The sequence below is a fragment of the Mycobacterium paraffinicum genome, from assembly GCF_025822865.1.
Lineage (GTDB): Bacteria > Actinomycetota > Actinomycetes > Mycobacteriales > Mycobacteriaceae > Mycobacterium > Mycobacterium paraffinicum.
This window is the reverse complement of record NZ_JACKUR010000010.1, coordinates 115,456-142,122: the sequence shown is the minus strand read 5'-3', so window position 1 is coordinate 142,122 and position 26,667 is coordinate 115,456. Positions and strand designations below refer to the sequence as shown.

Annotated in this window: 24 protein-coding genes and 2 pseudogenes; 8 read left to right on the top strand and 18 right to left on the bottom strand. The window is 67.6% G+C overall.

Annotation, left to right across the window (positions count from 1 at the left end; genetic code table 11):
* Positions 1–5: 5 nt before the first annotated feature.
* The 8 genes and pseudogenes from H7J89_RS00785 to H7J89_RS00750 all read right to left on the bottom strand — a co-directional run bounded on the left by H7J89_RS00785 (position 6) and on the right by H7J89_RS00750 (position 7,179).
* Entirely contained in the window at positions 6–1,787 is a 1,782-nt protein-coding gene (locus H7J89_RS00785; RefSeq protein ID WP_264035667.1) for a serine/threonine protein kinase PknE, read from the bottom strand.
* Positions 1,788–1,888: 101 nt separating this feature from the next.
* Entirely contained in the window at positions 1,889–2,230 is a 342-nt protein-coding gene (locus tag H7J89_RS00780; protein WP_264035666.1) for a hypothetical protein, read from the bottom strand.
* A 144-nt stretch (positions 2,231–2,374) separates the two neighbouring features.
* Positions 2,375–3,064 carry a pyrimidine reductase family protein gene (locus H7J89_RS00775; RefSeq protein WP_372513681.1) on the bottom strand — a complete coding sequence of 230 codons (690 nt, stop codon included), beginning with the start codon at positions 3,062–3,064 and terminating at the stop codon, positions 2,375–2,377.
* Positions 3,065–3,066: 2 nt separating this feature from the next.
* A complete protein-coding gene (locus tag H7J89_RS00770; RefSeq protein WP_264035665.1) occupies positions 3,067–3,564 on the bottom strand; it encodes a flavin reductase family protein in 498 nt (165 codons plus the stop codon).
* 58 nt (positions 3,565–3,622) lie between these two features.
* A complete protein-coding gene (locus tag H7J89_RS00765) occupies positions 3,623–4,042 on the bottom strand; it encodes an ArsI/CadI family heavy metal resistance metalloenzyme (RefSeq protein ID WP_264035664.1) in 420 nt (139 codons plus the stop codon).
* Positions 4,043–4,069: 27 nt separating this feature from the next.
* Positions 4,070–5,570: pseudogene (gene arsB / locus H7J89_RS00760) on the bottom strand (ACR3 family arsenite efflux transporter).
* Positions 5,567–5,893, bottom strand: a complete 327-nt coding sequence (locus H7J89_RS00755; RefSeq protein WP_264035663.1) for an ArsR/SmtB family transcription factor — start codon at positions 5,891–5,893, stop codon at positions 5,567–5,569. The pseudogene arsB and the gene H7J89_RS00755 overlap by 4 nt, the downstream one beginning before the upstream one ends.
* 38 nt (positions 5,894–5,931) lie before the next feature.
* On the bottom strand, positions 5,932–7,179 hold the full coding sequence (locus H7J89_RS00750) for an APC family permease (RefSeq protein WP_264035662.1): 1,248 nt from the start codon (positions 7,177–7,179) through the stop codon (positions 5,932–5,934).
* A 65-nt stretch (positions 7,180–7,244) separates the two neighbouring features.
* On the opposite strand from H7J89_RS00750, the gene H7J89_RS25620 reads away from it, so the two are divergent.
* Both H7J89_RS25620 and H7J89_RS00735 read left to right on the top strand, forming a co-directional pair.
* Complete coding sequence (locus tag H7J89_RS25620; RefSeq protein WP_276041543.1) at positions 7,245–7,979, top strand: arsenate reductase/protein-tyrosine-phosphatase family protein; 735 nt, start codon at positions 7,245–7,247, stop codon at positions 7,977–7,979.
* Positions 7,976–9,412, top strand: coding sequence for a multicopper oxidase family protein (locus H7J89_RS00735; RefSeq protein ID WP_308205047.1), 1,437 nt, complete (start codon positions 7,976–7,978; stop codon positions 9,410–9,412). The genes H7J89_RS25620 and H7J89_RS00735 overlap by 4 nt, the downstream gene beginning before the upstream one ends.
* Positions 9,413–9,414: 2 nt before the next feature.
* On the opposite strand, the gene H7J89_RS00730 is transcribed toward H7J89_RS00735, so the two are convergent.
* Positions 9,415–10,539, bottom strand: coding sequence for an FAD-dependent oxidoreductase (locus H7J89_RS00730; protein ID WP_264035660.1), 1,125 nt, complete (start codon positions 10,537–10,539; stop codon positions 9,415–9,417).
* Positions 10,540–10,634: 95 nt separating this feature from the next.
* Here H7J89_RS00730 and H7J89_RS00725 point away from each other — a divergent pair, with 95 nt between their 5' ends.
* Positions 10,635–11,471, top strand: a complete 837-nt coding sequence (locus tag H7J89_RS00725) for a hypothetical protein (protein WP_264035936.1) — start codon at positions 10,635–10,637, stop codon at positions 11,469–11,471.
* Here H7J89_RS00725 and H7J89_RS00720 read toward each other — a convergent pair.
* Positions 11,464–12,396: a TIGR03619 family F420-dependent LLM class oxidoreductase gene (locus tag H7J89_RS00720; RefSeq protein ID WP_264035659.1), complete on the bottom strand. Its 933-nt coding sequence runs from the start codon at positions 12,394–12,396 to the stop codon at positions 11,464–11,466. The two genes, H7J89_RS00725 and H7J89_RS00720, sit on opposite strands and share 8 nt — an antisense overlap.
* Before the next feature lie 96 nt (positions 12,397–12,492).
* Between H7J89_RS00720 and H7J89_RS00715 the strand changes: the two genes are divergently transcribed.
* The gene (locus tag H7J89_RS00715) at positions 12,493–13,170 is read left to right on the top strand and encodes a PadR family transcriptional regulator (RefSeq protein ID WP_264035934.1); all 678 of its coding nucleotides are present in this window, start codon (positions 12,493–12,495) and stop codon (positions 13,168–13,170) included.
* Here the strand turns inward: H7J89_RS00715 and H7J89_RS00710 are convergent.
* Positions 13,167–14,864 (bottom strand): 3-ketosteroid-delta-1-dehydrogenase, encoded by a 1,698-nt coding sequence (locus tag H7J89_RS00710; protein ID WP_264035658.1) that lies wholly within the window; start codon positions 14,862–14,864, stop codon positions 13,167–13,169. The two genes, H7J89_RS00715 and H7J89_RS00710, sit on opposite strands and share 4 nt — an antisense overlap.
* 102 nt (positions 14,865–14,966) lie before the next feature.
* On the opposite strand from H7J89_RS00710, the gene H7J89_RS00705 reads away from it, so the two are divergent.
* Positions 14,967–16,097, top strand: coding sequence for a 3-ketosteroid-9-alpha-monooxygenase, oxygenase component (locus H7J89_RS00705; RefSeq protein WP_264035657.1), 1,131 nt, complete (start codon positions 14,967–14,969; stop codon positions 16,095–16,097).
* Positions 16,098–16,102: 5 nt separating this feature from the next.
* Positions 16,103–16,393: a ferredoxin gene (locus tag H7J89_RS00700; protein WP_264035656.1), complete on the top strand. Its 291-nt coding sequence runs from the start codon at positions 16,103–16,105 to the stop codon at positions 16,391–16,393.
* 86 nt (positions 16,394–16,479) lie between these two features.
* Here the strand turns inward: H7J89_RS00700 and H7J89_RS00695 are convergent, their stop codons facing one another.
* From H7J89_RS00695 to H7J89_RS00665, 7 genes and pseudogenes are all read right to left on the bottom strand, one after another.
* Positions 16,480–17,556 carry a hypothetical protein gene (locus tag H7J89_RS00695; RefSeq protein WP_264035655.1) on the bottom strand — a complete coding sequence of 359 codons (1,077 nt, stop codon included), beginning with the start codon at positions 17,554–17,556 and terminating at the stop codon, positions 16,480–16,482.
* A 66-nt stretch (positions 17,557–17,622) separates the two neighbouring features.
* Positions 17,623–18,583 (bottom strand): annotated as a pseudogene (locus H7J89_RS00690) (alpha/beta hydrolase); the annotation flags it as partial.
* Between the two features lies 1 nt (position 18,584).
* Positions 18,585–19,454, bottom strand: coding sequence for an SDR family NAD(P)-dependent oxidoreductase (locus tag H7J89_RS00685; RefSeq protein ID WP_264035653.1), 870 nt, complete (start codon positions 19,452–19,454; stop codon positions 18,585–18,587).
* A complete protein-coding gene (locus H7J89_RS00680; protein ID WP_264035652.1) occupies positions 19,451–19,930 on the bottom strand; it encodes a nuclear transport factor 2 family protein in 480 nt (159 codons plus the stop codon). The genes H7J89_RS00685 and H7J89_RS00680 overlap by 4 nt, the downstream gene beginning before the upstream one ends.
* Before the next feature lie 69 nt (positions 19,931–19,999).
* Positions 20,000–21,025, bottom strand: a complete 1,026-nt coding sequence (locus H7J89_RS00675) for an acyl-CoA dehydrogenase family protein (protein ID WP_264035651.1) — start codon at positions 21,023–21,025, stop codon at positions 20,000–20,002.
* Positions 21,022–22,161, bottom strand: coding sequence for an acyl-CoA dehydrogenase family protein (locus tag H7J89_RS00670; RefSeq protein ID WP_264035650.1), 1,140 nt, complete (start codon positions 22,159–22,161; stop codon positions 21,022–21,024). The genes H7J89_RS00675 and H7J89_RS00670 overlap by 4 nt, the downstream gene beginning before the upstream one ends.
* Positions 22,161–23,747: an acyl-CoA synthetase gene (locus H7J89_RS00665; RefSeq protein ID WP_264035649.1), complete on the bottom strand. Its 1,587-nt coding sequence runs from the start codon at positions 23,745–23,747 to the stop codon at positions 22,161–22,163. Before H7J89_RS00665 ends, H7J89_RS00670 begins: the two co-directional genes overlap by 1 nt.
* Positions 23,748–23,849: 102 nt before the next feature.
* Between H7J89_RS00665 and H7J89_RS00660 the strand changes: the two genes are divergently transcribed.
* Entirely contained in the window at positions 23,850–25,781 is a 1,932-nt protein-coding gene (locus H7J89_RS00660; protein ID WP_264035648.1) for a flavin-containing monooxygenase, read from the top strand.
* The gene (locus tag H7J89_RS00655) at positions 25,778–26,665 is read left to right on the top strand and encodes an SDR family NAD(P)-dependent oxidoreductase (protein WP_264035647.1); all 888 of its coding nucleotides are present in this window, start codon (positions 25,778–25,780) and stop codon (positions 26,663–26,665) included. Before H7J89_RS00660 ends, H7J89_RS00655 begins: the two co-directional genes overlap by 4 nt.
* The last annotated feature ends 2 nt before the right edge of the window (positions 26,666–26,667 follow it).

The following is a 26,667-nucleotide window of genomic DNA, read 5'->3' as shown; positions in this document are numbered from 1 at the left end:
ACCGGCTATCCGAGGAGCTTCGTCAGCCAGGTCGGGTCGGAATAGTTCACCGACGCGGTGCCGTCCCACACGAACGGCGTGGAATTGGCGTTGAGCCCGGAGAGCGTCGCGTACCCGGCCGCGGATTTCGCCTTGCCCGTGCCGACGTCGTCCCCGGACTTGATGCACGTGAGCACGTCGGCGTCGGCGCCGACTTTCTTGGCCAGTTGGGCCAGTTCGCCGTCGGTGCGGTCCTCCGCGGCGTCCTCCGCCGGCTGGAACTTGCTGGCGAACAAGCCGGAATAGAAGTCGGCGTAGACCTTGGCGTCATTCTGGGCGGCGACGCAGTACGACGCCGCCACCGCCCGGGTCGAGTAGTTCTTGCTGTGCGACTTGTCGTCGAGGAAGTCGAGCAGGTGGTAGCGCACCGCGAGCTTCTTGTTGTTCACCGCGGTGTCGATGTCACCCGCGTTGGACCTGATGAAACTGCCGCAGGGCGGACAGATGGGTTCATTGAAGATGTCGATGGTCATCGACGCCGCCGAGCTGCCCACGAACACGCCGTCGTCGATCACCCGCAGCGCGACGGCGTCCGCCGGCGGCGGTGGCTTGGTCGGCTCGGGCGGAGACGCCGATTCCCAGGGCCGAACGACGGCGAGCGCCACGCCCACGATGGCCACCAGGGCGGTGGCGGTGACGCCCACCCACAGCCAAGGCTTTCTACTTCGCCGCGTGGGCTGGCCCCATGGCGGCACCCCGCCGGTGCTGGGACCCCAGGTGGGGGCGCCGGCCCAGCCCGTCGGCTGGGGCACCGGACCCCCGGGCGGTGGCGGCGCCGCCCACATCGGGCCGGATGAAGGGGCGTGCGCCGGGGCGGCCTGGGCGATCCCGGCGGGCTGCTGACCGGCGAATGCCGCCGGCACCCGCGCCACCTGACTGCGCGCCAGGATGTCGGTGGCCCGGTCCTGGTCTGGTTCGGCCAGTGCCGCGTAGGCCGCCGCGGACAGGTCACCGCAACTCGCGTAGCGGTCCGCGGGATCCTTGGCCATGCCGCGGGCGATCACCGCGTCGAAGGCGACCGGGATGCCGGGCCGCGCGGCACTGGGCTGCGGGATCGCCTGGTGCAGGTGGGCACCCATCACGCTGATCTGGTCGCCGGTGTACGGCGGTGATCCGGTCAGGCACTCGTACAGCACGCAGGCCAAGGCGTAGATGTCGGCCCGATGGGTGACCTCGGAGTCGCTGAAGCGCTCCGGGGCCATGTATTTGACGGTGCCCACGGTGGTGCCGATCTGCGTCAGCTTTTCGTCGGCGGTGGCGCTGGCGATCCCGAAGTCGACGAGGTAGGCGAAGTCGTCGCCGCTCACCAGGATGTTCTCCGGCTTGACGTCGCGATGCAGGACGCCGGCGGCGTGCGCGGCGTCGAGCGCCGAACCGATCTGGCGCACGATGGCCACCGCCCGGGGCGGGGACAGCGGCCCGTACCGGCTCAGCATGGTGGCCAGGTCTTTGCCGTCGATCAGGCGCATGTCGACATACAGCTGGCCGTCGATCTCGCCGAAGTCGTGAATCGGGACGACGTGCGGTTCCTGCAGCCGGCCCGCGGTCCGGGCCTCGCGCTGCATGCGGGAGCGGAAGACCGGGTCGGTGGACAGCGTCTGCGACATCAGTTTCAGCGCGACGGTGCGTTCCCGGACCGTGTCCTCGGCCTCATAGACGTCGCCCATGCCGCCGCGACCGATCAGCCGCCGCAGCAGATATGGCCCGAACTGCGAACCCTCCCGCGAATCCGCGGTCGTGTCACCCATCCCGACTCCTCAGTCACCGACCGTGCGCAGGCATAAGGCTAAGGTTTCGCAGGCCGCTGGGCACGGCGAATAGCGAAAGCCAGCTAATTGGGCGACGCGGATTAACAGAGTTCGTCGTCACCGCTGGTGCGTTCGGTCAGCCCTTCGCGGGACAGGGCCCGCACGAATCCGAACGCCTGCATCCCGGCGGGGCCGGGGTTTTCGGTGATCCAGTCGTTGATCTTGCCGAACGCGTTGGCCAGGTCGTCGCGCTTGACGCGGATCAGATAGGTCATTCGGTCGTCGTCCGGATCGTCGATGGATTCGGCGACGGCGACGGGATTCTTGAACGCGTACGCGATCCCGTGTACGGCGTCGTGGTTCAGCGCCCATTGAAGTTCGCTGGGCCGCAGCCGGTTGACCGCCAGATTGCGGTAGTCATGGTCGTCTTTTGAGCTGCTCACCTGGCCGATAGTCCTCCTCTGTGTGGCTCGAGAAAGTGGACGGCGAGGAACTGAAAATGATGCCGCGCAGGCGATTCGATACGAGTGCGCAACCGGGCGTTTCCATCATAGGAAGCGGTTCCGTCGGCTGCATGTCGAGCGGAATCAGCGGCCATATTTCAAGAACACGTAGCCGTCGCAAACCAGGGCGTGTTCGAGGCGCATCGTCACCGGTGCGGGCAGCGACGACGGGGTGAGGCGGTGGCCCACCGGCTGGCTGGCGGCGAGTTTGGGGGCCAACGTCACACAGATCTCATCGACGGCGTCGGCTTCCACCAGCTCGTCGAGCACGGTCGGGCCGCCCTCGCACAGGATGTGGTGCAGTCCCCGTGTGCGCAGCAGCGCGACGGCCCGCGCCACGTCGACGGATTCTTCGCCCGCCACCAGTACCTGCCGCCCACCGTCGCCGAAGTCGTCTCGCGCCGCCGCGGCGTGCGAGCACGTCACCACGATCGGCGGCTGGTCGGGGTCGTCGAAGAGCCTCGACGGCAGCCGGCCGCTGCGGCTGATCACCGCGATCGGGGGCGGTGCGGTCCGGGCCGCCTCGACGAGCCGCACCGGGCCGTAGTTCTCGGCGCGCGCGGTGCCGGCGCCCACCAGGACGACGTCGGCGAAGCCGCGCAGGGTTTTCAGCAGCTGTTGATCGATGGGACACGACAGCGGGCCGGCCCGACCGCCGAAGGCGGCCGCGCCGTCGGCGCTGAAGATCATGTTGGCGCGCACTCCCGGCGGGGGATCGGCGTAGAAAGATGCGAGCTCGGTGATGCCGGCGACGGTGCCCACCCGGGGGATCACTGCTACGCCTCGTGGCCGGGTTCCAGATGCTGAACGTCGCTGAACGACACCCAGCTTTCCAGTTCGGACGGGGGCCGGCCGTCCACCGGCGCGAGCAGATGCCCGACGTGGTCGCCCAGCGTGAAACGCTCGAGAATTTCACCGACGAACCAGGCGGCCGCGTCGTCGAGGATGGGCATCTGGGCCGGACCGCTGTGCCACGAGCAGCGGTCGAACTTGTTGACCGTGTCGCCGGTCTGGCTGCCGAAGAGCTCCACGATGTCGAGGTGCTCGTGGTCGAACACGTGCACCGCCAGGTGAGTCGCCTCGGCGGCGACCCGGAATGTGTGGTTCTTCCGGGACAGACCGACCAGAAATCGGGGTGGGTGAATGCTGGTCTGGCTGGCGAACCCGACCAGGCAGCCCGCCGCGACGCCGCCGGCCCGCGTGGTCACCACGTACATCGGGTAGTTCAGCACCGCGACCAGCTTCTCGAACGCGTCTTCTCCCGGGTCGGCCATCCGCTCAGTGTTCCCGTTCGGCCCGCGGGGGAATCGCATCGGCTCGTTCGCGGCGCGTCTACCCGCTACAAGAGCAGCTCTGCGCGGCTTCGTCGGCGCCGGGTCCGAACGTGTCGGAGTCCGCGATCACGGTGTACACCTCCCAGCGCTCCCCGCCGGGGCCGGTGACCCACACCTTGTCCTGGTTGGCGAAGCAGCAGGTGGTGTCGAGCTCCTCCTGGGTCACCAGCCCGCGCTCGGTGAGGCGCGCGATTTCGGCGTGCACCGTGTCACTGGTGGCGACTTCCACGCCGAGGTGATTGAGGCTGCCGCCGTGACCGGGGTTCTCCAGCAGCACCAGCTTCAGCGGGGGCTCGGCGATCGCGAAGTTCGCGTACCCGGGTTTGACCTTGGCCGGTTCGGCGTCGAACAGCTTGGAGTAGAACGCGATCGCCTCGCCGAGGTCGTCGACGTTGAGGGCGAGTTGCACACGAGACATGAGGTGTCCTTTCTTTTCGGTGCGGGGCTATGGGGTTGGCGCGGAGAGGAGTTCGGCGATCAACGCCTCGACGCGTCGGGCGATGTCGTCGCGGATGGCGCGCACCGTGGTCAACGGCTGGCCGGCGGGGTCGGGCACTTTCCAGTCGCGGTAGGACACTCCCGGAAAGTAGGGACAGGTGTCGCCGCAGCCCATGGTGATGACGACGTCGCTGGTTTGGACGTCGTCACCGGTGAGGATCTTCGGGTTGGCGGCGGTGATGTCGATGCCCAGCTCAGCCATGGCGGCAATGGCAACGGGGTTGACCTCGTCGGCGGGTTGTGTTCCGGCGGAACGGACTTCGATGCGGCCTCCGGCCATCCGGCTCAGCAGGGCGGCGGCCATCTGTGAGCGCCCGGCGTTGTGCACGCAGACGAACAGGACGCTTGGTTTACCGGACATCGACGCGGGCCCCTCGGGTCGATTCGGCCGGGAACAGCCGGGCGCGCAGCGCAAGCGAAACGTAGACCAGCCCAACCAGCACGGGCACCTCGATCAGTGGTCCGACAACGCCGGCGAGGGCTTGCCCCGACGTGGCGCCGTAGGTCGCGATGGCCACCGCGATGGCCAGTTCGAAGTTATTCCCGGCGGCGGTGAACGCCAGCGTGGCGGTGCGGGCGTAGCCAAGCCGCAGCAGCATTCCGAGGCCGTACCCGCCCGCCCACATGATCGCGAAGTAGGCCAGCAGCGGGATGGCGATGCGGGCCACGTCCCATGGCCGTGAGGTGATCGTATGGCCCTGCAAGGCAAACAGAATCACGATGGTGAACAACAACCCGTACAGGGCCCACGGCCCGATGCGGGGGATGAACCGCGTCTCATACCAGTCGCGGCCCCGAATCCGTTCGCCCAGCCGGCGGGACGAGTATCCGGCGAGCAGCGGGATGCCGAGGAAGATGAGCACCGCCTTGGCGATCTGCCAGGGGGAGACGTGGATACCGGTTTGGGGCAGGCCCAACCACCCGGGAAGCACCGACAGGTAGAACCAGCCAAGCGCGGCGAACATGACCACCTGGAACAGCGAATTCAGCGCGACCAGCACGGCCGCGGCCTCGCGGTCCCCACAGGCCAGGTCGTTCCAGATGATGACCATCGCGATGCAGCGGGCGAGCCCGACGATGATCAGGCCGGTGCGATACTCGGGCAGGTCGGCCAGCAGCGACCAGGCCAGCGTGAACATCACCGCGGGACCGACCACCCAATTGAGCAACACAGACGACACCATCAGCTTGCGGTCGGCGGTGACCTCGTCGAGCCGGTCGTAGCGGACCTTGGCCAGCACCGGATACATCATGACCAACAGGCCGGCCGCGATCGGCAGCGAAACCCCTTGCACGGCAACGGCGCTCAGCGCCGTCCCGAGCCCGGGAACGATGCGTCCCAGCAACAGGCCGGCGGCCATCGCCGCACCGATCCATATCGGCAGGAACCGGTCCATGACGGGGAGCCGGGCCGGCGCCGCGGTCGTGGTGGCCGTCGGTGTGCTCATGGCTTCAACACCGATGAAAGTTGTTGCAGTGCAGCGGGAATCGCCCAGTAATACACCCAGGTGCCGCGTCGCTCGCAGTCCAGCAGCCCGGCCGAGCGCAGCAGCTTGAGGTGGTGGGAAATGGTCGGCTGGGAGAGGTCGAAGGTGGCCGAAATCTCGCAGACGCACGCCTCGCCGCCGGGGTGGCTGGCGATCAGGCTCAACAACCTCAGGCGGACGGGGTCGCCCAGCGCTTTGAACATCGTCGCCAGCTCGGTGGCCTGGGACTCGGCCATCGCGGCCGCCCCCAGGGTCGGGCAGCACGCCACCTGTTGATTCGACATTCTTCTATATAAACACTTATCGAATCAATGCGCCACCCTCAGGTCGCGCGGACGAGCCGAATCGCGTAGGCGGCGACGCCCATGCCCAGCACGGTCACACCCGCCAGCATTGACGACAGCGGCATCGCGAAGGCCAAGACGACGCACCCGATTAACCCGATCACCGGGATCGCCCGGGCCGGGCGGCCCTCGTCGGGCCTTAGCGTGAACGCGGAGGCGTTGGCCACGGCGTAGTAGATGAGCACCGCGAAAGAGGAAAACCCGATGGCGCCGCGCAGGTCGACGGTGGCCGCCAAGACCGCCACCACGAGGCCGATCAGCAGTTCCGCTCGGTGGGGGATCGCGAACCGCGGGTGCACGGCGGCGAGCACGTGGGGCAGGTGGCGGTCACGGGCCATGGCCAACGTGGTTCGCGAGACGCCCAGGATCAGTGCCAGCAGGGAGCCGAGCGCCGCGACCGCGGCTCCCAGCTGCACGACGGGAACGAGCCAGGCCGTCCCGGCGGCCCGCACCGTGTCCAGCAGCGGCGCCGTGGCCTGGCCGAGGCGCCGGGGTCCCAGCACCGCTAGCGCCGCGACGGCCACCAGGGCGTAGACGGCCAGGGTGACGGCGAGGGCGAGCGGTATCGCGCGGGGGATGGTGCGCGCCGGGTCACGCACCTCCTCGCCCAGCGTGGCGATGCGGGCGTAGCCGGCGAAGGCGAAGAACAACAGCCCCGCGGCCTGAATCACCCCGCCGACGGTCGCATTCGCCGGGCGGAGTTGTTCCGCGTCGCCCGCCCCCGACGTGAACGCGGCGACGACCACCGCGGCCAGCACGGCGAAGACGAGCGCGACTATGACGCGGGTCAGCCAGGCCGACTTCCGCACCCCGGCGTAGTTCACCGCGGTCAGCGCCACCACGGCGGCGACGGCGACCGGGTGCGCGTGCGCAGGCCACGCATAGGAGCCGATGGTCAGGGCCATCGCGGCGCACGAGGCGGTCTTGCCGACGACGAAGCCCCACCCCGCCAGGTATCCCCAGAAATCGCCCAGCCGCTCGCGGCCGTAAACATAGGTGCCTCCGGAGGCGGGATAGCGGGCCGCCAGGCGCGCGGACGAGGTGGCGTTGCAATAGGCCACCACCGCGGCCACCGCCAGGCCCAGCAGCAGGCCCGAGCCCGCCGCGCGCGCCGCCGGCCCGAGTGCGGCGAAGATCCCGGCGCCCATCATCGAGCCCAGCCCGATCGTCACCGCGTCGAACAAACCCAGGCTCCGGCGAAGCTCGCCGGTGTTGTTGTCGGCCAATCGGTCTCCTCACCGCGCACGCAGCGGCTAACCTATCAAACTAGTTTGATGTAATCTCTGCTGGGATGGCGGTAAGCAAGACGGCGGTTCCGTCGCTGATGCAGATGGCGTCGCACCCGGTGCGCTGGGCGCTGCTGACCGAACTCGCGGGCAGCGACCACCGGGTGCGGGAATTGGCTGCCGCCGTTGACGAACCGCAAAACCTGGTTTCGTATCACTTGCGGCGGCTGCGCGCGGCGCGGCTCGTCGACGCGCGGCGCAGCAGTTTCGACGGTCGCGACACCTACTACCGCCTGAACCTGACGGGCTGCGCCGGTGCGTTTCGCGAGGCCGCCGCGGCGCTGCATCCCGCCCTCGCGCCGACGCCGGTCGCCAAGCCGGCGGCGCGGTCGGTGCTCTTCTTGTGTACCGGCAACAGCGCACGATCACCCATGGCCGAGGCGCTGCTGGAGCACAGGGGTCAAGGGCGCATCCGAGCCGCGAGCGCGGGCAGTCATCCCAAACCGCACCTGCACCCCAACGCGATACGCATCATGCGCGACAGGTACGGCATCGACCTCGGTGGGCGTCGGCCCCAACCGCTGACCGCCGTGGCCCGGCGTCGCTTCGATTGCGTGATCACGCTGTGCGACAAGGTCCGTGAGTACGCGCGCGACCACGACCTGGCCACGACAACGCATTGGAGCCTGCCCGATCCGTCGGCCGGCCGCTACCCCGAATTCGAGCGGGTGGCAGACGAATTGGACGACCGTATCGAGTTCCTGTTGCCCGTCCTGGATGCGTGCCCGCGGAGGCGATAACCGTGTCACTCGATCGTCGTGAGTTTCTCAAGTGGGGCAGCGTGGCCGCCCTGGCCGCGTGTGGACGGCCCGAACCCAAGGCCGACTACACGCTGCGGATCGGCACCGGCGCAGTCGAATTGGCGCCGGGCCACGTCGTGTCGACCCTGACCTACAACGGGCAATTCCCCGGCCCCTTACTGCGGTTCACGGAGGGCCGGCGGACAACGGTGGATGTCTTCAACGACACCGATTCCCCCGAGCAGCTGCACTGGCACGGCCAGCACATCGGCGTCGACGTCGACGGCTCGGCCGAGGAGGGAACGCCCTACATCCCCGCGCACGGCATGCGGCGTATTTCCTTCGTCCCCGGCCCGGCGGGCTTTCGCTTCTACCACACCCATGTGGTGCCGCGATCCGACCTGTCCCGCGGTCAGTACACCGGACTTGTCGGTCCCGTCTACATCGAGCCCAGGCAGAACGCCGGGGCCTATGACCAAGAGATCTTCCTGACGCTCAAGGAATTCGAGCCCACGTTCAGCCGCGGCGGTGACATGGCCGCGGACTTCCTGGCCGGCGACGAAGACCCGGAGCTCAAAGGCAGGGGCGAGTCGTCGATGGCGGCGTCGATGGCTCGCGGCGACCCGCGCGGCTTCGAGGTCGGCTACGGGGCGTTCGCCGTCAACGGCCGCATGCTCGGCCACGGCGACCCGATCCGCGTGCGGGCCGGCCAGCTGGTGCTGTTGCACGTGCTGAACGGCAGCGCCACCGAGACCCGGAGCCTGGCGCTGCCCGGGCATGCCTTTAATGTGATTGCGCTGGACGGCAATCCGGTTCCCAACCCGGCACCGGTGCCGGTGCTGTGGCTCGGCGCCGGCGAACGCGTCTCGGCGCTGGTGACCATGACCAATCCGGGCGTTTGGGTGCTGGGCGACGTCTCCGACGACGATCGGGGCCGCGGCATGGGGGTGGTCGTCGAATATGCCGGGCGCGGCGGGGATCCGCAGTGGGCGGCGCCGCCGCCGTTCAAGTGGGACTACCGGCTGTTCGCGCGGCCTGCGCCCGTCCCCCCGCCCGACCACACGATCGAGCTGCTGATCGAGAAGCGCAATGCCGCCGACAACGGGTTCAACGTGTGGACCTTCAACGGCACACCGTATTCCATGGACACCAACCATCCGGTGCTCGACGTGCAGCGCGACAAGCGCTACCGGCTGCGCTTCCGCAATGCCAGCGACGACCTGCACCCGATGCACCTGCACCGGCACACATTCGAAATCACCCACTTCGCCGGCACGCCGACGGCCGGCGTGCGCAAGGACGTCGCGATGCTGGGCGGCTACCAGAGCATGGACGTCGACTTCATCGCCGACCAGCCCGGCCGGTCGCTGCTGCATTGCCATCAGCAGATCCACATGGATTACGGGCTCATGCTGCTGCTCAACGGCGCCTGATCTCAACCAAGCGGATTGTTCTTCCGCACACCGCGATACATGCCCCAGCGCACGATCCACGGCATCACCACCCGCTCGACCGACCAGGCCGGAAACCGGAACGCGTGCCCGGTGGGCAGAAACACCTCCAACCCGTTCGGTTGAATACCGACCAGCGAACCCCACCGCCGCGTCGGCGCACGATAGGTCTCCAGCCGCCCGCCGCCCAGTTCGGCCAGGACGTTGCGGGCCACCAGCGCATCCCCGCGGTTGCGGGCCGAGCTGCGCAGCGGATCGGTCGCCGCGACGTCGCCGACCGCGAAAACGCCGGCGTGCCCGGGGACCCGAAGCTCCGGGGTCACGCGTACGAACCCGTCCTCGTCGAGCAGCTCGCGCGGCAGCCAATCGGTGTTGGGTCGCACCCGCCCGATCGCCCACAGCACGGCGTCGGCGCACGCCGGGGGTTGTCCGGTGCTCCAGGAAACCGGCTCACCGGTGATTTCGTCGCCCGCGAAGGCGTCGGGCAGCACGGCGCGGTGGCCCGGGTGGATGCCGACACCCAGCGCGGTGAGTCGGCCCTGAATCCGTCTCCAGATCCGCGGATGGTGTCCGCCCAGCGCGGATTCTCCGGGGAAGTACAGGTCGATCCGCTTGTCCGGCCACGTGGTGGCCATGTTGAGCGCACTGCTCACCGCCGCCGCGCCGCCGCCCACCACGGCGACCGAGCCGGCGGCCGCCAGCCGGTCGTGCGCGGCACGCAGCTCCGCGCCGACCTCCACCGCCGATTGCAGGGTCGGCCGGCGCCAGAAGCCGTTACTGACCCCGGTCGCGATGATCAGCGCGTCGTAATCCGCGGCGAGGTCAGCCCCGTCGGCGCGTTTGCCCACGACGGTCCGGGCAACCAGGTCCACGCCGGTCAGCTGGGCCTGCACCGTCCGCACCCGGTCCAGGCGCCGGAACCGGTCGAACGGAATCCAGTAGTCGCGGGCCCAATCGTGCGGGCGCGAGAGCCGAACGCCGAGTTCCTGACCGCTGACCAGCGCGGGCTTGACGGAGATGCCGACGACGTCGGCGTGCCCGGACAGCCGGATCGCGGCCAGGACACCCGCGTCACCAAGCCCGGCAATGACGACACGCTTGCGGTTCATATCGCTATCCTGCCTGGCATGAAGTTTCCGACCACGCGCTGATCGATCGATTGCCAGGAGCACGTCAGTTGATCACCACCGAGTCGCAGCGGCCGATGCACCCGCGCGCGCGTGCCGCGTTGCACGCCGCCGTGCGCGCGTCGGCCCCCCGGCCGGCCGCCGCCCGGCGGGCCGCCAGGGACTTCGCGAAGCCGGCCCTGGGGGCCGCGGTGCTCGCGGAGATCCGATGGGCGTTCACCGCGCCCCGCACCTGGCTGATGGGCGTGGTCGCCAACATCATCTTCGCCGCGGCGTGGCTGCTGGTGCAGCCGCTGACCATCGGCCGCCACCACACCGACTGGGTGATTTTGATTGGCACCTACTTTTCGTCGTGGGTGCTGGCCGACGTCACCACCACCAACCTGTTCGGCGCCGATCACTATCGCGTCCTGGCGGGCCTCTCCGACGGCGTGCCGTTCTGGCGAATACTGCTGATCAAAAACCTTGCCCTGCTTGCGATCGTCGGGCTGCCCACCTTGCTGGCGGCCATGGTGTTGACGCTGTGCCTGGAAACGCCTGGGCGGCTGGGGATCACGATCCCCACCGTCGCCGTGCCCATCGTGTCGTGGCTGGGGGTGGGCAACGTCATCTCGGTGCTGCATCCGGTCAGTGTCGAGCCGCTGATCCGGCGCTGGCGGCAGCGCGGCGATCGGCGCCGCACCGGCAGCTGGCTGACGGTGCTGACCCTGCCGTACGCGCTGTACTACATCGCCGATCCGATGAACGGGGTCGAGCACAAGGTGCTCTGGACCCAGCTGCCCGCGATGATCTGGCCGGTGTTCGGTCGCGACACCAAGAGCTTCGTGCACCTGGCCGTTGCCGTGGCCGTCTGGATCGCCGGCACCGTCGCCGCGGTGTGGTGGGTCCGCAAGCGCGGGTTGACGATCAGGTGATGGGCCCCGGCACTTTGGGTTTGATCTCCTCGATCACCCACTGCGCGTAGTCGAGGTATTCGTCGACGCCGCCGACGGCGGGGATGGGCACGGCGCTGACCGTCACGCCCTGCTCGGCGAGCCAGCCCAACCGGTCGACGATCTCGTCGGCGCTCATGCCGCGCCGTTCCGCCGGGTCGTCGCGGGCGACGTGTCCTTCGCCGACCCGGTTGGTGCTCAGCCCGTGCATCACCTCGAACGGCCGGCCGTCATAAGAAGGCTGGGATTTGAGGTAGTCGAGCCTTTCGGCGATCCGCTCGGGCGGCGTCAGGAACGGCCACCAGCCGGACGCGTACTTGGCCGCCCTGCGCAGCGCCGCATCGGCGTCGCCGCCGATCCAGACCGGAAGGTGGGGCTTTTGAACCGGTTTCGGTTCGAACGCGATGCCGTCGAACGACACGTAGCGGCCGTCGAATCGCGGGGTGTCACTGGTCCACAGCTCCACGATGGCCGCGAGGTATTCGTCGGCGATGCGGCCCCGCTCGCCGAAGGGCACTCCGAGGTGCTCGAATTCCCTTGCCAGCCAGCCAACCCCGAAGGTGACCATCATCCGGCCCCCGCTCATCCAGTCCGCGGTGGCCAGCGCCTTGGCCAGGGCGATCGGTTGGTGCAACGGCAGGATGGTGACGCAGGAGTTGATCGCGACCCGCTCGGTCGCACCGGCGATGTAGGCCTGGGCGGCCGTCGAGTGCAGGTAGTGCGGCCCGGAAAGCTCGATGTGCTCGGTGGGGATGACGAGATGCTCGGGGACGGCGATCATGTCGTAGCCCCACCCGTCGGCGCATTTGACCATGCGGGTTTGGTCCGGCCCCGTCACCGAGGCTTCCCAGGGTTGCGTCATCGCCGGCAGGCGCACCATGTGCGGAAGGGGGAACGCGAATTTCACCCTGCAACAATCGCCCACAACAGCCTGTCCCGGCTAGCGGTCCATGTCCCGCGATCTTGCGACCCATGTTGTTACTCTGGCGATGTGGACTCCGAAATGGCCGCTGCCAGCGGAAACCAGGGGAAGGCGGCGCTTGCCGCCACGAGTTGGGCGCTGCTGGGCATGATGTCCTACGAGGAGGAGGTCTCCGGTTACGACCTGAAAAAGTGGATCGACTGGAGCGTCGATCTGTACTACTGGAGTCCGTCCTACAGCCAGATCTACACCGAGCTCAAGAAGCTCGAGGGGCTGGGCCTGGTGACCTCACGCGTTGAGCACGACGAGGGTACGCGCAGCCGCCGGCTCTACAAGATCACGCCAGCCGGGATGGCCGCAGTCACCGACTGGACCAACAACGCCCCGGTGGACCCCCCGGTGCTCAAGCACAGCGTCCTGCTGCGGGTGACGTTTGGTCACCTCAGCAACCCGGCGCGGCTGAAGGAGCTGCTGGCCGAACACGTCGCCTACGCCGAAGCCAGGCACCGCAAAGCGGTTGAGGACGCCGACGGCGCCGAGGCCCAACCCGCATGGGCGTATTCGGTGATCGCGCTGCGCTGGGCGGCCAAGTACTACGCCGCCGAGCGCGAGTTCGCGCTCGAACTGATGAAGGACATCGACGAGGCGGACGCCATCCTGAAAAAGGCGACCAAGGGGGGCTTCGGGCAGCCGCGCCCGATGCCCGGCTACTGGCGTGAGGTCGAGAAGCAGGTCGAGGCCAAACGCAAAGCGGACTAGCGCGCCGCGTCGCGGGCAGCGATGTACCCGTAGACCAATCCCTGCGCGATCGTCGCGCCCGCGCCCGGATAGGTCGTGCCGAACGCGTTGGCGGCGGTGTTGCCGATTGCATACAGGCCGGCGATCACGCTTCCGTCCTCGTGGAGCACCCGTGCGCGCTCGTCGGCCTTCAGCCCGCCGCACGTGCCGAGGTCGCTGAGCACCATCCTCACGGCGTAGAACGGGCCGTTGCTGAGCGGGCGCAGATTGGGGTTCGGCTTGATCGTCGGGTCGCCATAGTAGCGGTCGTAGGCGCTGCGCCCTCGGCCGAAGTCGGGATCGTCACCGACAGCGGCGTTTTGGTTGAAGTGAGTCATCGTCTCGCAGAATTCCGGCACCGGAACGTTCATCCGGGCGCCCAGCGCGCCTAGGTTGTCCGCCCGCACCGCGATGCCCGCGTCGTACCAGGCTTGCGGGATGCGCATTCGCGGGAACAGTTCGGCGCCAAAGACATAGCTATTGCGGTACTGCTGGTCGAACACGATCCACATCGCGTCCACGGGGCTGCCCGACCGCTCCAGCTCGAGCAATCGCTGGCCGAACGACATGTAATCCGCGGACTCATTCGCGAATCGGTGGCCGCTCTGGTCGACGATGAGACTTCCGGGCAGTGAACGTTCCGCCAGCATTACCGCCGGCGCCTTGCCCGGCAGGGGCGCGATGGCGGGAAACCACCAGGCTTGATCCATCAAAGCAATATCAGCGCCGAATTCCTGCCCCGCACGAATGCCGTCGCCCGTATTGGATTGGGCACCCAGGCTCAGATTGGCGCCCAGCGACTCGGACTGAAACTTCCACCTCATGTCCATGCTGTGGTCGAAACCGCCGGTTGCCAGCACCACTCCTCGCCGGGCGGTGATCGTCACCTCCAGCCCGTCGTGGTCGACGACCGCGCCAGTCACCCGCTGCCCGTCGCCGTCCAGGCGCAGGAGCGGGCAGCCGGTCCACACCGGGATACCGGCGCGCAGCACCCCCGCAAACAGCCCGGCCATCAGACCCTGGCCGCCCGCGGCGTAGCGCCTACCGATAATCCTCCCGCCGAAGCCCTGCGCCACCCGCTTGCCGAACGTGGGAATGCCCTTGCGCGGCACCCGGGCCACGAGGTTCATCCAGCGGTAGTCGGCGCCCGTCGTGGGTATCGAGACACCGGCCTCGAGCACGCCGGGCCGCAACCGGGTGCGGTACCGGCCGAGGATCGATGTGTCGAACGGGTGGCATTCGCACGTCCGGCCCGCCGCGCTGCCACCCGGCTCCTCGGGGTGGTAGTCGGAGTAGTCACGGGCCCAGAACAGCCGCAGCGGAGTAGTGCGGCGCAGCATGTCGACCGTCGCCGCGACATGAGCCACGAATTCGGCCGATCGCTGCGCCGGGGCCGAACCCGCCACCACCGAGTCCAAATACGCGGCGGCGCGCTCGGGGGAGTCTCCGGCGCCGGCATCTCGCAGCACCGGACTGGCGGGTAGCCACAACGCGCCGCCCGACCGGGCTGTCGACCCGCCCACGTACGACGACTTCTCCACGATCAGCACCGACAGCCCGCGTTCGCGGGCGGCCAATGCCGCGGCCATGCCGGTCCCGGATCCGACCACCAGCAGGTCGACCGTCATATCGGCCGCGGGGAGCCCGGCGGGGATCGTCGCGCTCTGGGGGTTCACGCGCAAAACCGTATGCCCAGGCCGCCCGACAACGGAAGCGCCGTCCTGATCAGTGGGAACAAGCGGCCCCGCAAACGGGGCGACGGGAGTTTAATCTTCCCTATGACGACGCAGTACGAGGTCGAGGAAGTTCGGCAGATTGAAGCGCAGGCCGTGCCGACGCGGTTCGCGCGCGGCTGGCACTGCCTGGGCCTGATTCGGGATTTCGGTGATGGCAAGCCGCACGCGGTCAACGCCTTCGGACAAAAGCTCGTCGTCTTCCGCGGCGCGGACGGCAGCATCAACGTCCTTGACGCCTTCTGCCGGCACATGGGCGGTGATCTCTCACAGGGCGAAGTCAAGGGCGACGAGATCGCCTGCCCGTTCCACGACTGGCGCTGGGGCGGTGACGGGCGGTGCAAGCAGGTGCCCTACAGCCGGCGCGCGCCGAAGCTGGCGCGCACCGCGGCGTGGACCACGCTGCAGCAGGACGGGATGTTGTTCGTGTGGAACGACCCGGAGCGCAAACCGCCGCCCGCGGAGGTCACGATCCCGCGCATCGAGGGTGCCACCAGCGACGAGTGGACTGACTGGCACTGGTACACGACGGTCGTGCACAGCAACTGTCGCGAGATCATCGACAACGTGGTGGACATGGCCCACTTCTTTTACATCCATGGCTCGTTGCCCACGTATTTCAAGAACATCTTCGAGGGCCACGTGGCCACGCAGTACATGAACGGCGGGAGCCGTCCCGACATCGGTAGCCCCGAGGGGACCACGATGCTGGGAACCACGTCGGTGGCGTCCTACTACGGGCCGTCCTTCATGATCGACGACCTGACCTACCACTACACGGACGGCGACGCCAAGACGATCCTGATTAACTGCCATTATCCGATCGACTCGAATTCCTTTGTGCTGCAATACGGCATCATCGTCAAGAAATCGGACAAGTTGCCCGGCGATGAGGCGCTGAAGACCGCGATCAGCCTGGGCGACTTCGTCAAGATCGGTTTCGAGCAGGACGTGCAGATCTGGCGGCATAAGGCACGCATCGACAACCCGCTTCTCGTCGAGGAGGACGGGCCGGTCTACCAGTTGCGTCGCTGGTACCAGCAGTTCTACGTGGACGCCACCGATGTCCAACCGGATATGGTGGACCGCTTCGAGTTCGAGCTCGACACCACCCGGCCCTACGAGGCGTGGATGAAAGAGGTCGAGGCGAACATGGCCGCGCAGGGTGCTGGCTAGGTGTGATGTCGTTCGATTCGTCTGTGCGGCAAGACAATCGCCTCGACGAAATGCCCATGCTCCCCGTGGGGTGCCGCAGGTGCGGGGCAGAGGTACTTGCCCGCAAGAGTAGCTGGAATCAGACCAGCGTGCAGTGGAACGCCGATGCGACGGCCCGGTGCGTCGAGCGTGCCGAAGCGCAGAGGATCGCCACGCCCGGCGGTCGCGGCGTGTTCCTGGCGTGTTCGGCGTTGCAGGAGTCGATGCTCGAAGCCGTGCGGTGTGGCGGTTTGACCATCGTCGACGAAACTGCTTGACTCTTATTCCGCCGACTGCCGAATTATGTTGGCGTTCAGGGCGTTTCCGTGCAGAGAAGTCGACGCTCGGCCGTGAGGTGATCCCATCAGGCGAGCTGGAATGCGCTGATGGGCGCCTCTTCTGGGTAGACGGCGGGGCCGCCCAGGTCGTAGCCGGCGTTAAGCGCACTGATGAACGCCGGGTCGTGCAATGGTTCACCGGGAATGTCGAGCTTGATGCCCCTGCCGTTGAGGTCGTCGACCATGATGTCAATGGCCTTCTCGATCGTCAGGTCGTGCGAGCCGTCCATGTTTTTCTTCAGCTCGTCGTGGTCGGTGAACACCTCGGCGGACCAGTGCACCAGGAACCGCAGTTGGTCGGTGTGGTGGCGGGCGATCACCTCGTCACCGTTCTTGAGCAACCACTGGTTCCGGTCACCGGGGTCACCGGAAAAGACGGTGTCGAACGACAATCCGGCCGGAACCTGTTGCTCGAGTGGTCCGTTGGCTTCGCCGCGATGCACCATCATTTCGTTCTGCACCACCACGCCACGGTTATTGATCGGCGGCAAAACGCGTTTGGGGGCCTTGAGCGGCCCGTCGGGCCAGTAGGTGAATCCGCTCCCGGCGTCGAGCGAGAACCAAGTGATCACCTGCGCCATTTTGATCAGGTAGTCGCCGAACAGGCCGGACTTACCCATCACGCTGGTGAGCCAGGTCGGCGCGTTTTCGTGACGCACGCCGCGAAAGCTCGGCGAGTCCAAATGTCCCGGGTCGCGGTTCGCGCAGGGCCCGTTGATATTGAACAGCATCAGCTGTGGTTTGGCGTACTGGGCGTTCCAATAGCTTTTGGCCATCTCGAGGAACTGCGCGTTGTAAAAGCAGTCGTGCAGCTGTGGGTAGAGCACCGCGCCGTAGTTGGCGAGGTAGCCGCGAAAGGTCGGGGTCAGGAACAGGTCGAGCGATGGGGTGAAGCCCTCTGGGAAAAGGCCGCTCATGGTTGCGATCAGCTCGTTGGGGGACGCGAAGTGTTGCGCAATGATCAACCGCCACGGCCCCGCCGTGCGTACCACGTCGAGCAGGCGTTCGCGCTGATCGTCGGTATAGACGTTGTCGACCTCGCGCGGCGGCGCGGCCGGCCGCAACACGTCGGAAAGCTCCATCCGCCGGTCGTCGGTGAGCATCAGCTGTCTCCTTTTGCAGTCGTGGTCTGATTGTGGGCAACGCGGTTGCGATACGCGGGGCGGTAGCCCGGTCACCGGGACGTCAAAACCGGACCGGATGGTCGAACTTCGCCCGCAGTAGCGCGCCGATCTCGGCCATGGCGAGCCGGCCTCGCGCCGTGGCATCGGAACGCATCAGAAATCCGTGGCACATTCCGGGATAACGGGTCAGGGTGGTCTGCACGCCGGCGTCCCGCAGCCGGGTCGCATACCGCTCACCCCAATCCCGGATCGGGTCGCACTCCGCGGTGACGACGATGGCCGCAGGGAGGCCGCCAAGCTCGGATGCGTAGGCGGGAACCAGGTATGGGCTGCTGGGCGCGCCCGCATCGCCGTCGACCAGGGAATGCATGAAGTCGATGTCATCGCGGGTGAGCATCGGGGCGTCGGCCAAGGAGGTGACCGAAGGAGCCGTCACGTCGCGGTCCAGGCCCGGATACAGCAACACCTGCGCGCAGATCGGCGGACCGCCGCGATCACGCGCGGCGAGCGCAACGCCGGCCGCGAGCGCGCCACCAGCACTGTCGCCAATCACCCCGAGTCGTTCGGGGTCGACCCGTAGATGACGGGCATTGCGTGACACCCATTCCGTCGCGGCGTACGCATCGTCGAACTGCGCGGGCGGCGGCCACTCCGGGGCCAGGCGGTAGTCGACCGCTACGACGGTGGCTGCCGACGCCGCAGCCAGCTCACGCGCCAGGGGCTCGAACGAGTGGTTCGACCCCATCACGAGTCCGCCACCGTGCAGATACACCAGCACGGGTCCGCCCTTCTGGGTGTCGGGGTGGTAGACCCGTGCCGGCATGTCGCCCGCGGGACCGGGGATGGCTACCTCACTGACAGCGGCCATCTCGGCCATTGACTCGGGCGGTGGCGCGGATTCGAGTGCGGCGCGCACGGCCGCGAGCCCGCGCTGGCGCATCGGCGGGACGTCACCGAACGAAGCGATGCGGGTGGCGGCATCGGGGTCCAGCTCGGAGGTCCCCATGTCAGAGCTGTTCGGCACTGAACCGGCGTTCCGTGCGCAGTACCGGCCGTCGTTGCGTGGCAAGCACTTCCGCGCGATCCGCCATCGCCGACCCGACCTCCGGATGGGTGAGCAGGTAGAAGCGCCCCTCGGCGGCCTGTTCGAATAGTGTTTCGGCGGCCGTCAATGGGTCCATCGCCACCGCTTTGATGCCCAGCATGGCCTCGCGGTGCGTCTCGGCGGCGATGACGTCAGCCCTCTCCGTGGCATCGACACCCCCCGCGGATTCGAAGATGTTGGACACCACCGGCCCGGGCAACACCGCCTGCACATGGATGTGATGGTCGTGTCCCGCCAATTGGACCTCGGTGCAGAGGCATTCGGTCATGGCGAGCACGGCGTGCTTGCTCACGATGTAGGGCGTCTGCAGCGGCATCGCCACAACCGCGCCGACGGATGCAACGTTCCACACCCACGCCTGCTCCTCGACGGCCATCATTTTCGGCAGAAACGCGCGCACGCCGTGGAAGACTCCGCTGATGTTGACGTCGACGACGCGCCGCCAGTTCGTCACCGGCGTATCCCACAGATAGCCGAACTGTTCGATACCGGCGTTGTTCACCAGCAGCCGCACCGCGCCGAAATCCCGGTAGACCCGGTCCGCGAGGCCCTGTACCGCGTCGGGATCACGCACGTCGCAGACGATGTCGACGGCCGTACCTCCGGTCGCGCACAGTTCGTCGCGCAGCGCGGCGATGCCGTCGGCGTCGACGTCGGCGAGCATCACGGTCATGCCCAACCGGTGGGCGTGCCGCGCCAGACCGGCGCCGATCCCGGATCCGGCACCGGTGATGACGGCGACGCCGCCGGAGAAGACCCCGCGGGCGGTCATGAGGGGGCGGTGCTGCCGGCGTGCAGCTCCGCCAGCAGGACCGAGTTGGTCGCGTCAAGAACGACGTCCATCTCGCTGAATTGCAGCCCATCGTCACCGCGTCGGACGGCGACGTTGACCACCCCGCTGGAAACCGCGAACGGCACGAAATTCGCGATCTGGTTGACAAGGATGTAGAACCGCGCGCGGGTGACGTTCCCGTCGGCGCCGGTGCGGTGGACGTTGGTGGCGTGGTGACGCAACGGGTACGGGCTCTGCATGCGATGCTGGGACAACCACTGGATCACCGCGTCTCGGCCGGTGAGCTCGGGCGACATCAGTTCCTCGAAAGGGCTTGCGCCCGAGTCACTTCTCGTCACGTAACGCAGGTCATCGGCGTATCTGAGTGCCAGCTCGTCGTAGTGGGCCTCGTCGTAGTGGTACCAGAACTCGCCGATGAACTCCTGCAGTTCCGCCAGCGTGATGTCGTGGTTCATGGCATCGAATGAAACTCCACCGTGGCCGCCGCGGCACCGTGACTGCCCGATGAGTGGAACACAACCGCATCACTCGGTGATGAGGCTCCACAAGCCCCCGGCGCTCGCGCGCATGGCGGTGTCGGTGACGACGTCGTCCCAGTAGCGCATCGAACCGAACTCCGATCGCCATGCGAGCGCGGCCCTGGTGAATTCGTGCAGGCGGTGCTCACGGGTGGTGCCGATGGCGCCGTGCACTTGGTGGGCGTTCCTCACCACCACGGACGCCGCGTGGCCCGCACACGAACGCGCGGCGGCCACAAGGAATTCCAGCGTCGGGCTCGACCACTCGCCCCTGACGCCGGCCGCCAACGCCGCCTCGGTTGCGGCCCGGGCGAGCGCGGCCTCGGCGGCAACGTCGGAGACCAGGTGCTGAACGCTTTGGAACTTCGACAATGGGCGCCCGAACTGGGTTCGTGAGCTGACGTGCTCGATGCAGAGTCGCAGTATGTCGTCCAGGGCGGCACACACCTGGATCGCCCGCACCAATCCCGACTTCAGCCGCAGCTGGCTGATCAGGGTCGGGCCGATGGGCGTTCCGTGCAGGCCGGAGAGCTCGGCGGCCACGGTGTCACGCGGTTCACCGATCAGATTGGTGCCGCGGGTGATGGTGAGCGTCTCGGCCGCAACGTCGGCGACGCGGTACCGCCCGTCGGCGCGCCATACGACCACCACGCGTTCGGCCACGCTCGCCCATGGCACCTGGGTCGCGACGCCGCGCATGTCGAGGACGCACACCGTCCGCGCCGCGCCGTCCGCGCCCAACCCGCTGGCGTCCAGGAGCCAGCAGGCCAACAAGTCGTGCTCCGCCAGCGGAATTCGAATGCCGCAGCGCACCGCCGCCTTCAGCAGTTCGGCCGCCTCGTACCACCCGGCCCCGCTGCCGCCGTGCTCGACCGCACCCGTGAGGCGCAGCAGGCCGAGCTCGGTGAGCTGGCGCCACAGATCGGAGCCCCGCTCGACGATCGTTTCGCCCCCGAGCTTTTCGCGGTGAGCGCCGAAGACGGCGCCCATCATGTCGGTGAGGGCTTCGTCGACGGAAGGCCCGGTGTTCACCGCAGCCCCAATGCGCGGGCGATTACTCCGCGAAGCACCTCATTAGTGCCACCGCGCAGGGTGAACCCCGGCCGCTGGTCCACGCCGGCACGCACCAACTCCGCGAAGATCCGGTCGGGGGAGTCCTGCAGGTCGGCGAACTCGGCGATGTCGCCCTCGGTGGCCGTGCCGAGCACCTTGACCAGGGCGGCGGCGATGTCGGCCGGCTCGCGCCGTTCCAACGCGCCGGCGACCGCGGTGGACATGTGGTGCAGACCGGTGACCCGCGCGACGAGCCTGCCCAACTCCGCGTTGCGGGGAACGGCGTTCGCCGCCATCCGGTCGGCGCAGGCGGCCAGCAGGACGAAGGTCGACAGGTACCGCTCGGGTCCGCTGCGCTCGAAGCTCAGCTCGGAAGTCACCTGTTGCCAGCCGTCACCGATTGCGCCGAACACCATCTCGTCGGGGACGAACGCCTCGTCAAGTAGCACCTCGTTGAAGTGGTGGGCGCCGTTCATCGACACAATCGGGCGCACGTCGACGCCGGGCCCACGCAGGTCGACGATGAATTGGCTCAGTCCGGCATGCCGGTGCTCGGGATCCAGTGGCGCCGTACGGGCGAGCACGATGAACGCGTGCGCGAGGTGTGCCCCCGACGTCCAAACCTTGGTGCCGGTCAGCGACCACCCTCCGTCGACGCGCAGCGCCCTGGTGCGCACGCTGGCCAGGTCCGAGCCGGACTCCGGCTCGCTCATGCCGATGGCGAAGAAGCACTCGCCGCCCACGATCCGCGGCAGGAAAGCCAGCTTCTGTGACTCCGTGCCGTATTTCAGCAATGACGGCACGATCTGCCGGTCGGCGATCCAGTGCGCAGCGACTGGGGCACCGGCGGCGAGCAGCTCCTCGGTGACGGCGAACCGCTCCAGGAACGACCGCCCGTGGCCGCCATATTCGACGGGCACCGTCATGCCCAACCAACCGCGCGCCGCAAGCGCGGCGGTGAAGTCTTCGTCCCATCCCGACAGCCAGGCGTCCACCGACGGGATGAACGCCCCGGCAGCCCGTTGGTCGTCCAGGAACTGCCGCACCTCGTCGCGCAGCCCCTGGGTCGACATCGGGTCGACCGAGATCGGTGGCACCAACCGGGAGAACGCCATCACCGTATCTTCCACCCCGAGCCGAATCGCTCGCGCAGCGTGCGTTTCAGCAGCTTGCCGCTGGGGTTCTTCGGCAGGGAATCGACAAAAAAGATTCGCTTCGGTGTCTTGAACCCGGCCAGGCGCGCGCGGCAGTGCGCGAGTATGTCGTCCTCGGCGAGGTCGACGCCGTCGCGCAGCACCACCGCCGCGACGACGGCCTCGACCCAAACCGGGTGGGTCAGGCCGAACACCGCGACTTCTTCTACGCCGCTGTGTCGGTAAATGACTTCTTCGACTTCCCGGCTGGCGACGTTTTCCCCGCCGGTCTTGATCATGTCCTTCTTGCGGTCGACGACATGCAGCAGCCCGCGCTCGTCGTAGTAGCCGAGGTCGCCGGAGTGGAACCAGCCGCCCCGGAAGGCCTCGGCTGTCTTCTGTGGGTCATCCAGGTAGCCCAGCATCAAATGCGGGCTGCGATGGGCAATTTCACCGACGACGCCCGGGGCAAGGGGGGCACCGTCGTCATCCAGGATCGCGGTCTCCACGTTGGCGACCGGACGCCCCGCCGAACCTGCGTGCGCGTCCTGTTCGTCGGGGCCGAGCGCGGAGGCCAGCGGCGCCATTTCGGTCTGGCCGTAGAAGTTCCACAACCTCAGGCTCGGCAGGCGCTCCCGAATCTCGCTGAGGATCTCGACCGGCATCGCCGAGGCGCCGTAGTACCCTTTGCGCAGGCTGGACAGGTCGACGGTGTCGAAGACGGGTGATCGCAGCAACGAGATCCAGACCGTCGGTGGGGCGAAATAGTTGGTGACGGCGTAGCGCTCGACAGTGCGCAGGACGAGTTCGGGATCCGGCCGCGGCAGGATGATGCTGGTAGCGCCGAGGTAGACATCGGTGGCGAGAAAATTGTCGAGTTGTGCGCAGTGGTAGAGCGGCAGGGAATGGATCTCGACATCGTCGGCGGACATGTCGCCGGCCAGGATCGTGCTGATGTAGTTCCACATCAGGCTTCGGCTCGTGTGCATGGCGCCCTTGGGTCGCGATTCGGTGCCGCTGGTGTACATCAGGCGCAGTAGTTGGTCGTCGTGGATATGGGGGCGGGGCGCCGTCGATGTAGTGCTCAGCCACTCGGCGAAGTCGGGCCAGCCTGCCGGGGCGGACTGCCCGGGTGGCAGCAGCGCCGCCTTCGTCGTTACCGATCCGCCCAGTCGCATGGCTTGGTCGGCGGTGGGTGTCAACGCCGCTTCGACGATGAATCCTCGTGCGCCACTATGGCCGAGGATGTAGGAGACCTCCTCGGCGGTGAGCATGAAGTTGACCGGGACGAGGACGACCCCGGCCCGGGCAGCAGCGAATACCAGTACGGCGTATTGCCAGCAGTTGTGCGACAAGAGCGCCAATCGCTCGCCGGCTCTAAAACCGTTGTCGCCCAACGCCGCCGCCGTGCGGTCCACCAGGTTCTCGAGCTCGGCGAAACTCAGCACGACATCACCGTCGACAATTGCGATCTTGTCCGGGTGCCGGCGCGCAGGCCGGCGGGGGATATCGCCGAGCGCATGACTGCGTGCGCGCGCGACGGTGACGTCAAGGTCGCCCAACTGCATGCGGGCCACCGTAGGCGCCGACAATCGACGGCTTGCTGCCGGTGTCCCGCTGAGTAGACACGGGCTGCCCGATGGCGCTGGGCGGCGGCGATACTCGGCGTCATGAGCACTGGCGCAACCGCGAGAGTCGACCGCACCGGGCGCGTGGGTGTCGATAGCGACGAGCTGCGGGCCAACCTGGTTCAGGCCGACCCCGGCGTGCTCGTCGCGGTGCTGACGCAACTCACCGGTGACCCCGGGGTGGTCGACCGCTTCGCGCCGAAGATCACCCACGTGCCCGACCCGCCGGAGCAGGCGGGCACGACCGACCCGGAGACGAGGGCGGCCATCGTCGAGGCAGTGGTCACCGCGCTGCAGATGCGCCGGTCTCTTCACGCCTCCCGTGCCGATGACCCCGACCTGTTCGCGCGGATCGCGCCGGTCGCACTTGGCGGAACGATCGACCCCGAATACATCCCGCTGCTGTTGGAGCAGGGCGGATTCCAACCGCCACAGCCGGTGCTGCCGCGCACCGCGAAGCTCCCCGACGACTTCCGGGTGGCGATCATCGGCGCCGGTATTGCGGGATTGACCGCCGCGCTGGAGTTGGCCGACGCCGGCGTGGACTACCAGATCTTCGACCGTCACGACGAGGTCGGCGGCACCTGGTACACGACCACCTATCCCGGAATCGGTGTGGACACCCCTTCGGCGTACTACTCGTTGTCGCGCGACATCAACGGCGACTGGTCCAGCTATTACCCGATGGGGCCGGAGTATCAGTCCTATCTGGTATCGGTGGCCGACAAGTACGAACTGCGGCAACGCACCCGCTTCGGTACCGAGATCGAAGCCCTTCGGTGGGACGACGAGCGTCATCAGTGGCAGATCAGTGCGCTGGGTCCCGGCGGTGCCCGTGAGATCAGCTACGCCAATGTGGTGATCCCCGCCGCCGGCTACCTCAACCGGCCACGCTGGCCGCAACTGAATGGAAGGGGCACCTTCGCCGGAGTCGAAGTCCATTCGGCGCAATGGGATCCCGGTCTAGATCTGACCGGCAAGCGGGTTGCCATCATCGGTGCGGGATGCACGGCGGTGCAGATCGTCGACGCTTGCGTCGACCAGGTGTCGCACCTGACGGTGTTCCAGCGCCAGCCGCACTGGGTGGCGCCGCGGCGGCGGCTGACCGATGAGGTGCCCGACTATCAGCGATGGCTGGGCACCCGGTTGCCCTTCTACGCCAACTGGATTCGGCTCAAATCCTATTGGGGAACCGCGGACAACAACTACCCCGTGATCTTGTACGACCCCGAATGGGCGGCCGGCCATCTGTCCATCTCGCCTGCCAACGACGCGCTGCTGCAGATGTGCCTGAAGTACATCGACGATGTCTTCGGCGCCGGTAGCGAACTGGCCCGGAAGGTCACGCCGGATTTCGCGCCGTACGGCAAGCGGATCATTCGCGATCCCGGCGGATATTATGCGGCGCTGGCCCGCGAGCACGTCGACGTCGAAGCCAGCGAGCCGGCCCGAGTCAACCAGGCGGGCATCGTGACGCCCGACGGTCGGCAGATCGACTTGGACGTCATCGTTTACGCGACCGGCTACCATCTGGATTTCCTGTCCACCATGGACATTCAGGGGCGAGACGGCAAAAGGCTGGCCGACGAGTGGGGCAATCGACCCCGGGCTTACCGGGGTGGGACCGTCCCCGGGTTCCCCAATTTGTTCATCTCGTCGGCGCCCAATTACAGCCCGGGACACGGCGCGGGCCACAATTTCGGCGTCGAGGTGATGGTGCACTACGTCATGGAATGCCTCCAGCTCATGGCGCTGCGAGCGGCGTCGACGATCGAAGTGAAGCAGCGCGCTTACGACGACTACGTCGCCGACATCGACGCGACGATGCAGGGCACGGTGTGGTGTCACACCCCGGCCGCGCACACGTACTACCGTTCGGGCGGCGGGCGGATCGTGACGGCCTTCCCATATCGGCTGCTCGACGTATGGCGTGATCACCGTGCACCGGTTGAGAACGATTTCGAGTTGCGATGAGCGAGTTGCTCTCCGGTAGGACGGCTTTGGTCACGGGCAGTAGCCGCGGGATCGGCCGGGCGATCGCCCAGCGCTTGGCTGCCGAAGGCGCCACCGTGGCAGTCACTGCCCGTTCACACACCGTGTCGTCGTCCATCCGCGGTGGGGCGGCCACCACGCTTTCCGGCACCATCGGCGAGACGGTCGAGTTGATCGAGGCCGCGGGAGGGAAGGCTTTCGCCGTGGCGGCCGATCTCGAGGATGCCGGGCAGCGCGACGGGCTGATCGACGAGGTGCTCGATCGGACCGGACGCATCGACGTCCTGGTCAATAGTGCAGGTTTCGCGGACTACGCCCTGGTGGAGGACATGAGTCTGGAAACGTTCGACCGCACGGTGGAGCACTACCTGCGCACGCCGTTCGTCTTGACGAAAGCCACTGTGCCGCAGATGCGCAAGCAGGGCGCAGGCTGGATCGTCAACATCGGCTCGGTGACCGGCGTCGCCCCGGTGCGACCGTATCGCGACTACAACAAGACTTCCGGCGACGTGATCTACGCATCATGCAAGGCCGCGCTGCATCGCTTCACCCAGGGCGTCGCCGCCGAATTGCTCGATGCCAACATCGCCGTGAACTGTGTCGGCCCATCGACGGCCGTTCGCACGCCCGGTGCGGCTCAGCTCATTCCTTATGGCTTCCCGACCGAGCCGGTGGAATACCTGGCCGAGACTGTGCTGGCGATGTGTCACCTGCCCGCCGCCGAGCGCACCGGGCTCGTCGCGTTCAGCCTGCACTTTCCGTGGTCGCAGCAGCTGCCGGTGCACAGCCTGGACGGAACCGCGGTGCTGCCGCCACTGCCACCACCGCCGACGGCCAACCCGAATATCCGGGCCGCGGGACTCTAGAG

Excerpts from the sequence above, each read along its gene's own strand:
- H7J89_RS00785 (WP_264035667.1), bottom strand. The coding sequence starts at position 1,787 with ATGGGTGACACGACCGCGGATTCGCGGGAGGGTTCGCAGTTCGGGCCA.
- H7J89_RS00770 (WP_264035665.1), bottom strand. The coding sequence starts at position 3,564 with ATGGCCGACCCGGGAGAAGACGCGTTCGAGAAGCTGGTCGCGGTGCTG.
- H7J89_RS00765 (WP_264035664.1), bottom strand. The coding sequence starts at position 4,042 with ATGTCTCGTGTGCAACTCGCCCTCAACGTCGACGACCTCGGCGAGGCG.
- H7J89_RS00755 (WP_264035663.1), bottom strand. The coding sequence starts at position 5,893 with ATGTCGAATCAACAGGTGGCGTGCTGCCCGACCCTGGGGGCGGCCGCG.
- H7J89_RS25620 (WP_276041543.1), top strand. The coding sequence starts at position 7,245 with ATGGCGGTAAGCAAGACGGCGGTTCCGTCGCTGATGCAGATGGCGTCG.
- H7J89_RS00730 (WP_264035660.1), bottom strand. The coding sequence starts at position 10,539 with ATGAACCGCAAGCGTGTCGTCATTGCCGGGCTTGGTGACGCGGGTGTC.
- H7J89_RS00725 (WP_264035936.1), top strand. The coding sequence starts at position 10,635 with ATGCACCCGCGCGCGCGTGCCGCGTTGCACGCCGCCGTGCGCGCGTCG.
- H7J89_RS00715 (WP_264035934.1), top strand. The coding sequence starts at position 12,493 with ATGGCCGCTGCCAGCGGAAACCAGGGGAAGGCGGCGCTTGCCGCCACG.
- H7J89_RS00705 (WP_264035657.1), top strand. The coding sequence starts at position 14,967 with ATGACGACGCAGTACGAGGTCGAGGAAGTTCGGCAGATTGAAGCGCAG.
- H7J89_RS00700 (WP_264035656.1), top strand. The coding sequence starts at position 16,103 with ATGTCGTTCGATTCGTCTGTGCGGCAAGACAATCGCCTCGACGAAATG.
- H7J89_RS00695 (WP_264035655.1), bottom strand. The coding sequence starts at position 17,556 with ATGCTCACCGACGACCGGCGGATGGAGCTTTCCGACGTGTTGCGGCCG.
- H7J89_RS00685 (WP_264035653.1), bottom strand. The coding sequence starts at position 19,454 with ATGACCGCCCGCGGGGTCTTCTCCGGCGGCGTCGCCGTCATCACCGGT.
- H7J89_RS00680 (WP_264035652.1), bottom strand. The coding sequence starts at position 19,930 with ATGAACCACGACATCACGCTGGCGGAACTGCAGGAGTTCATCGGCGAG.
- H7J89_RS00670 (WP_264035650.1), bottom strand. The coding sequence starts at position 22,161 with ATGGCGTTCTCCCGGTTGGTGCCACCGATCTCGGTCGACCCGATGTCG.
- H7J89_RS00665 (WP_264035649.1), bottom strand. The coding sequence starts at position 23,747 with ATGCAGTTGGGCGACCTTGACGTCACCGTCGCGCGCGCACGCAGTCAT.
- H7J89_RS00660 (WP_264035648.1), top strand. The coding sequence starts at position 23,850 with ATGAGCACTGGCGCAACCGCGAGAGTCGACCGCACCGGGCGCGTGGGT.
- H7J89_RS00655 (WP_264035647.1), top strand. The coding sequence starts at position 25,778 with ATGAGCGAGTTGCTCTCCGGTAGGACGGCTTTGGTCACGGGCAGTAGC.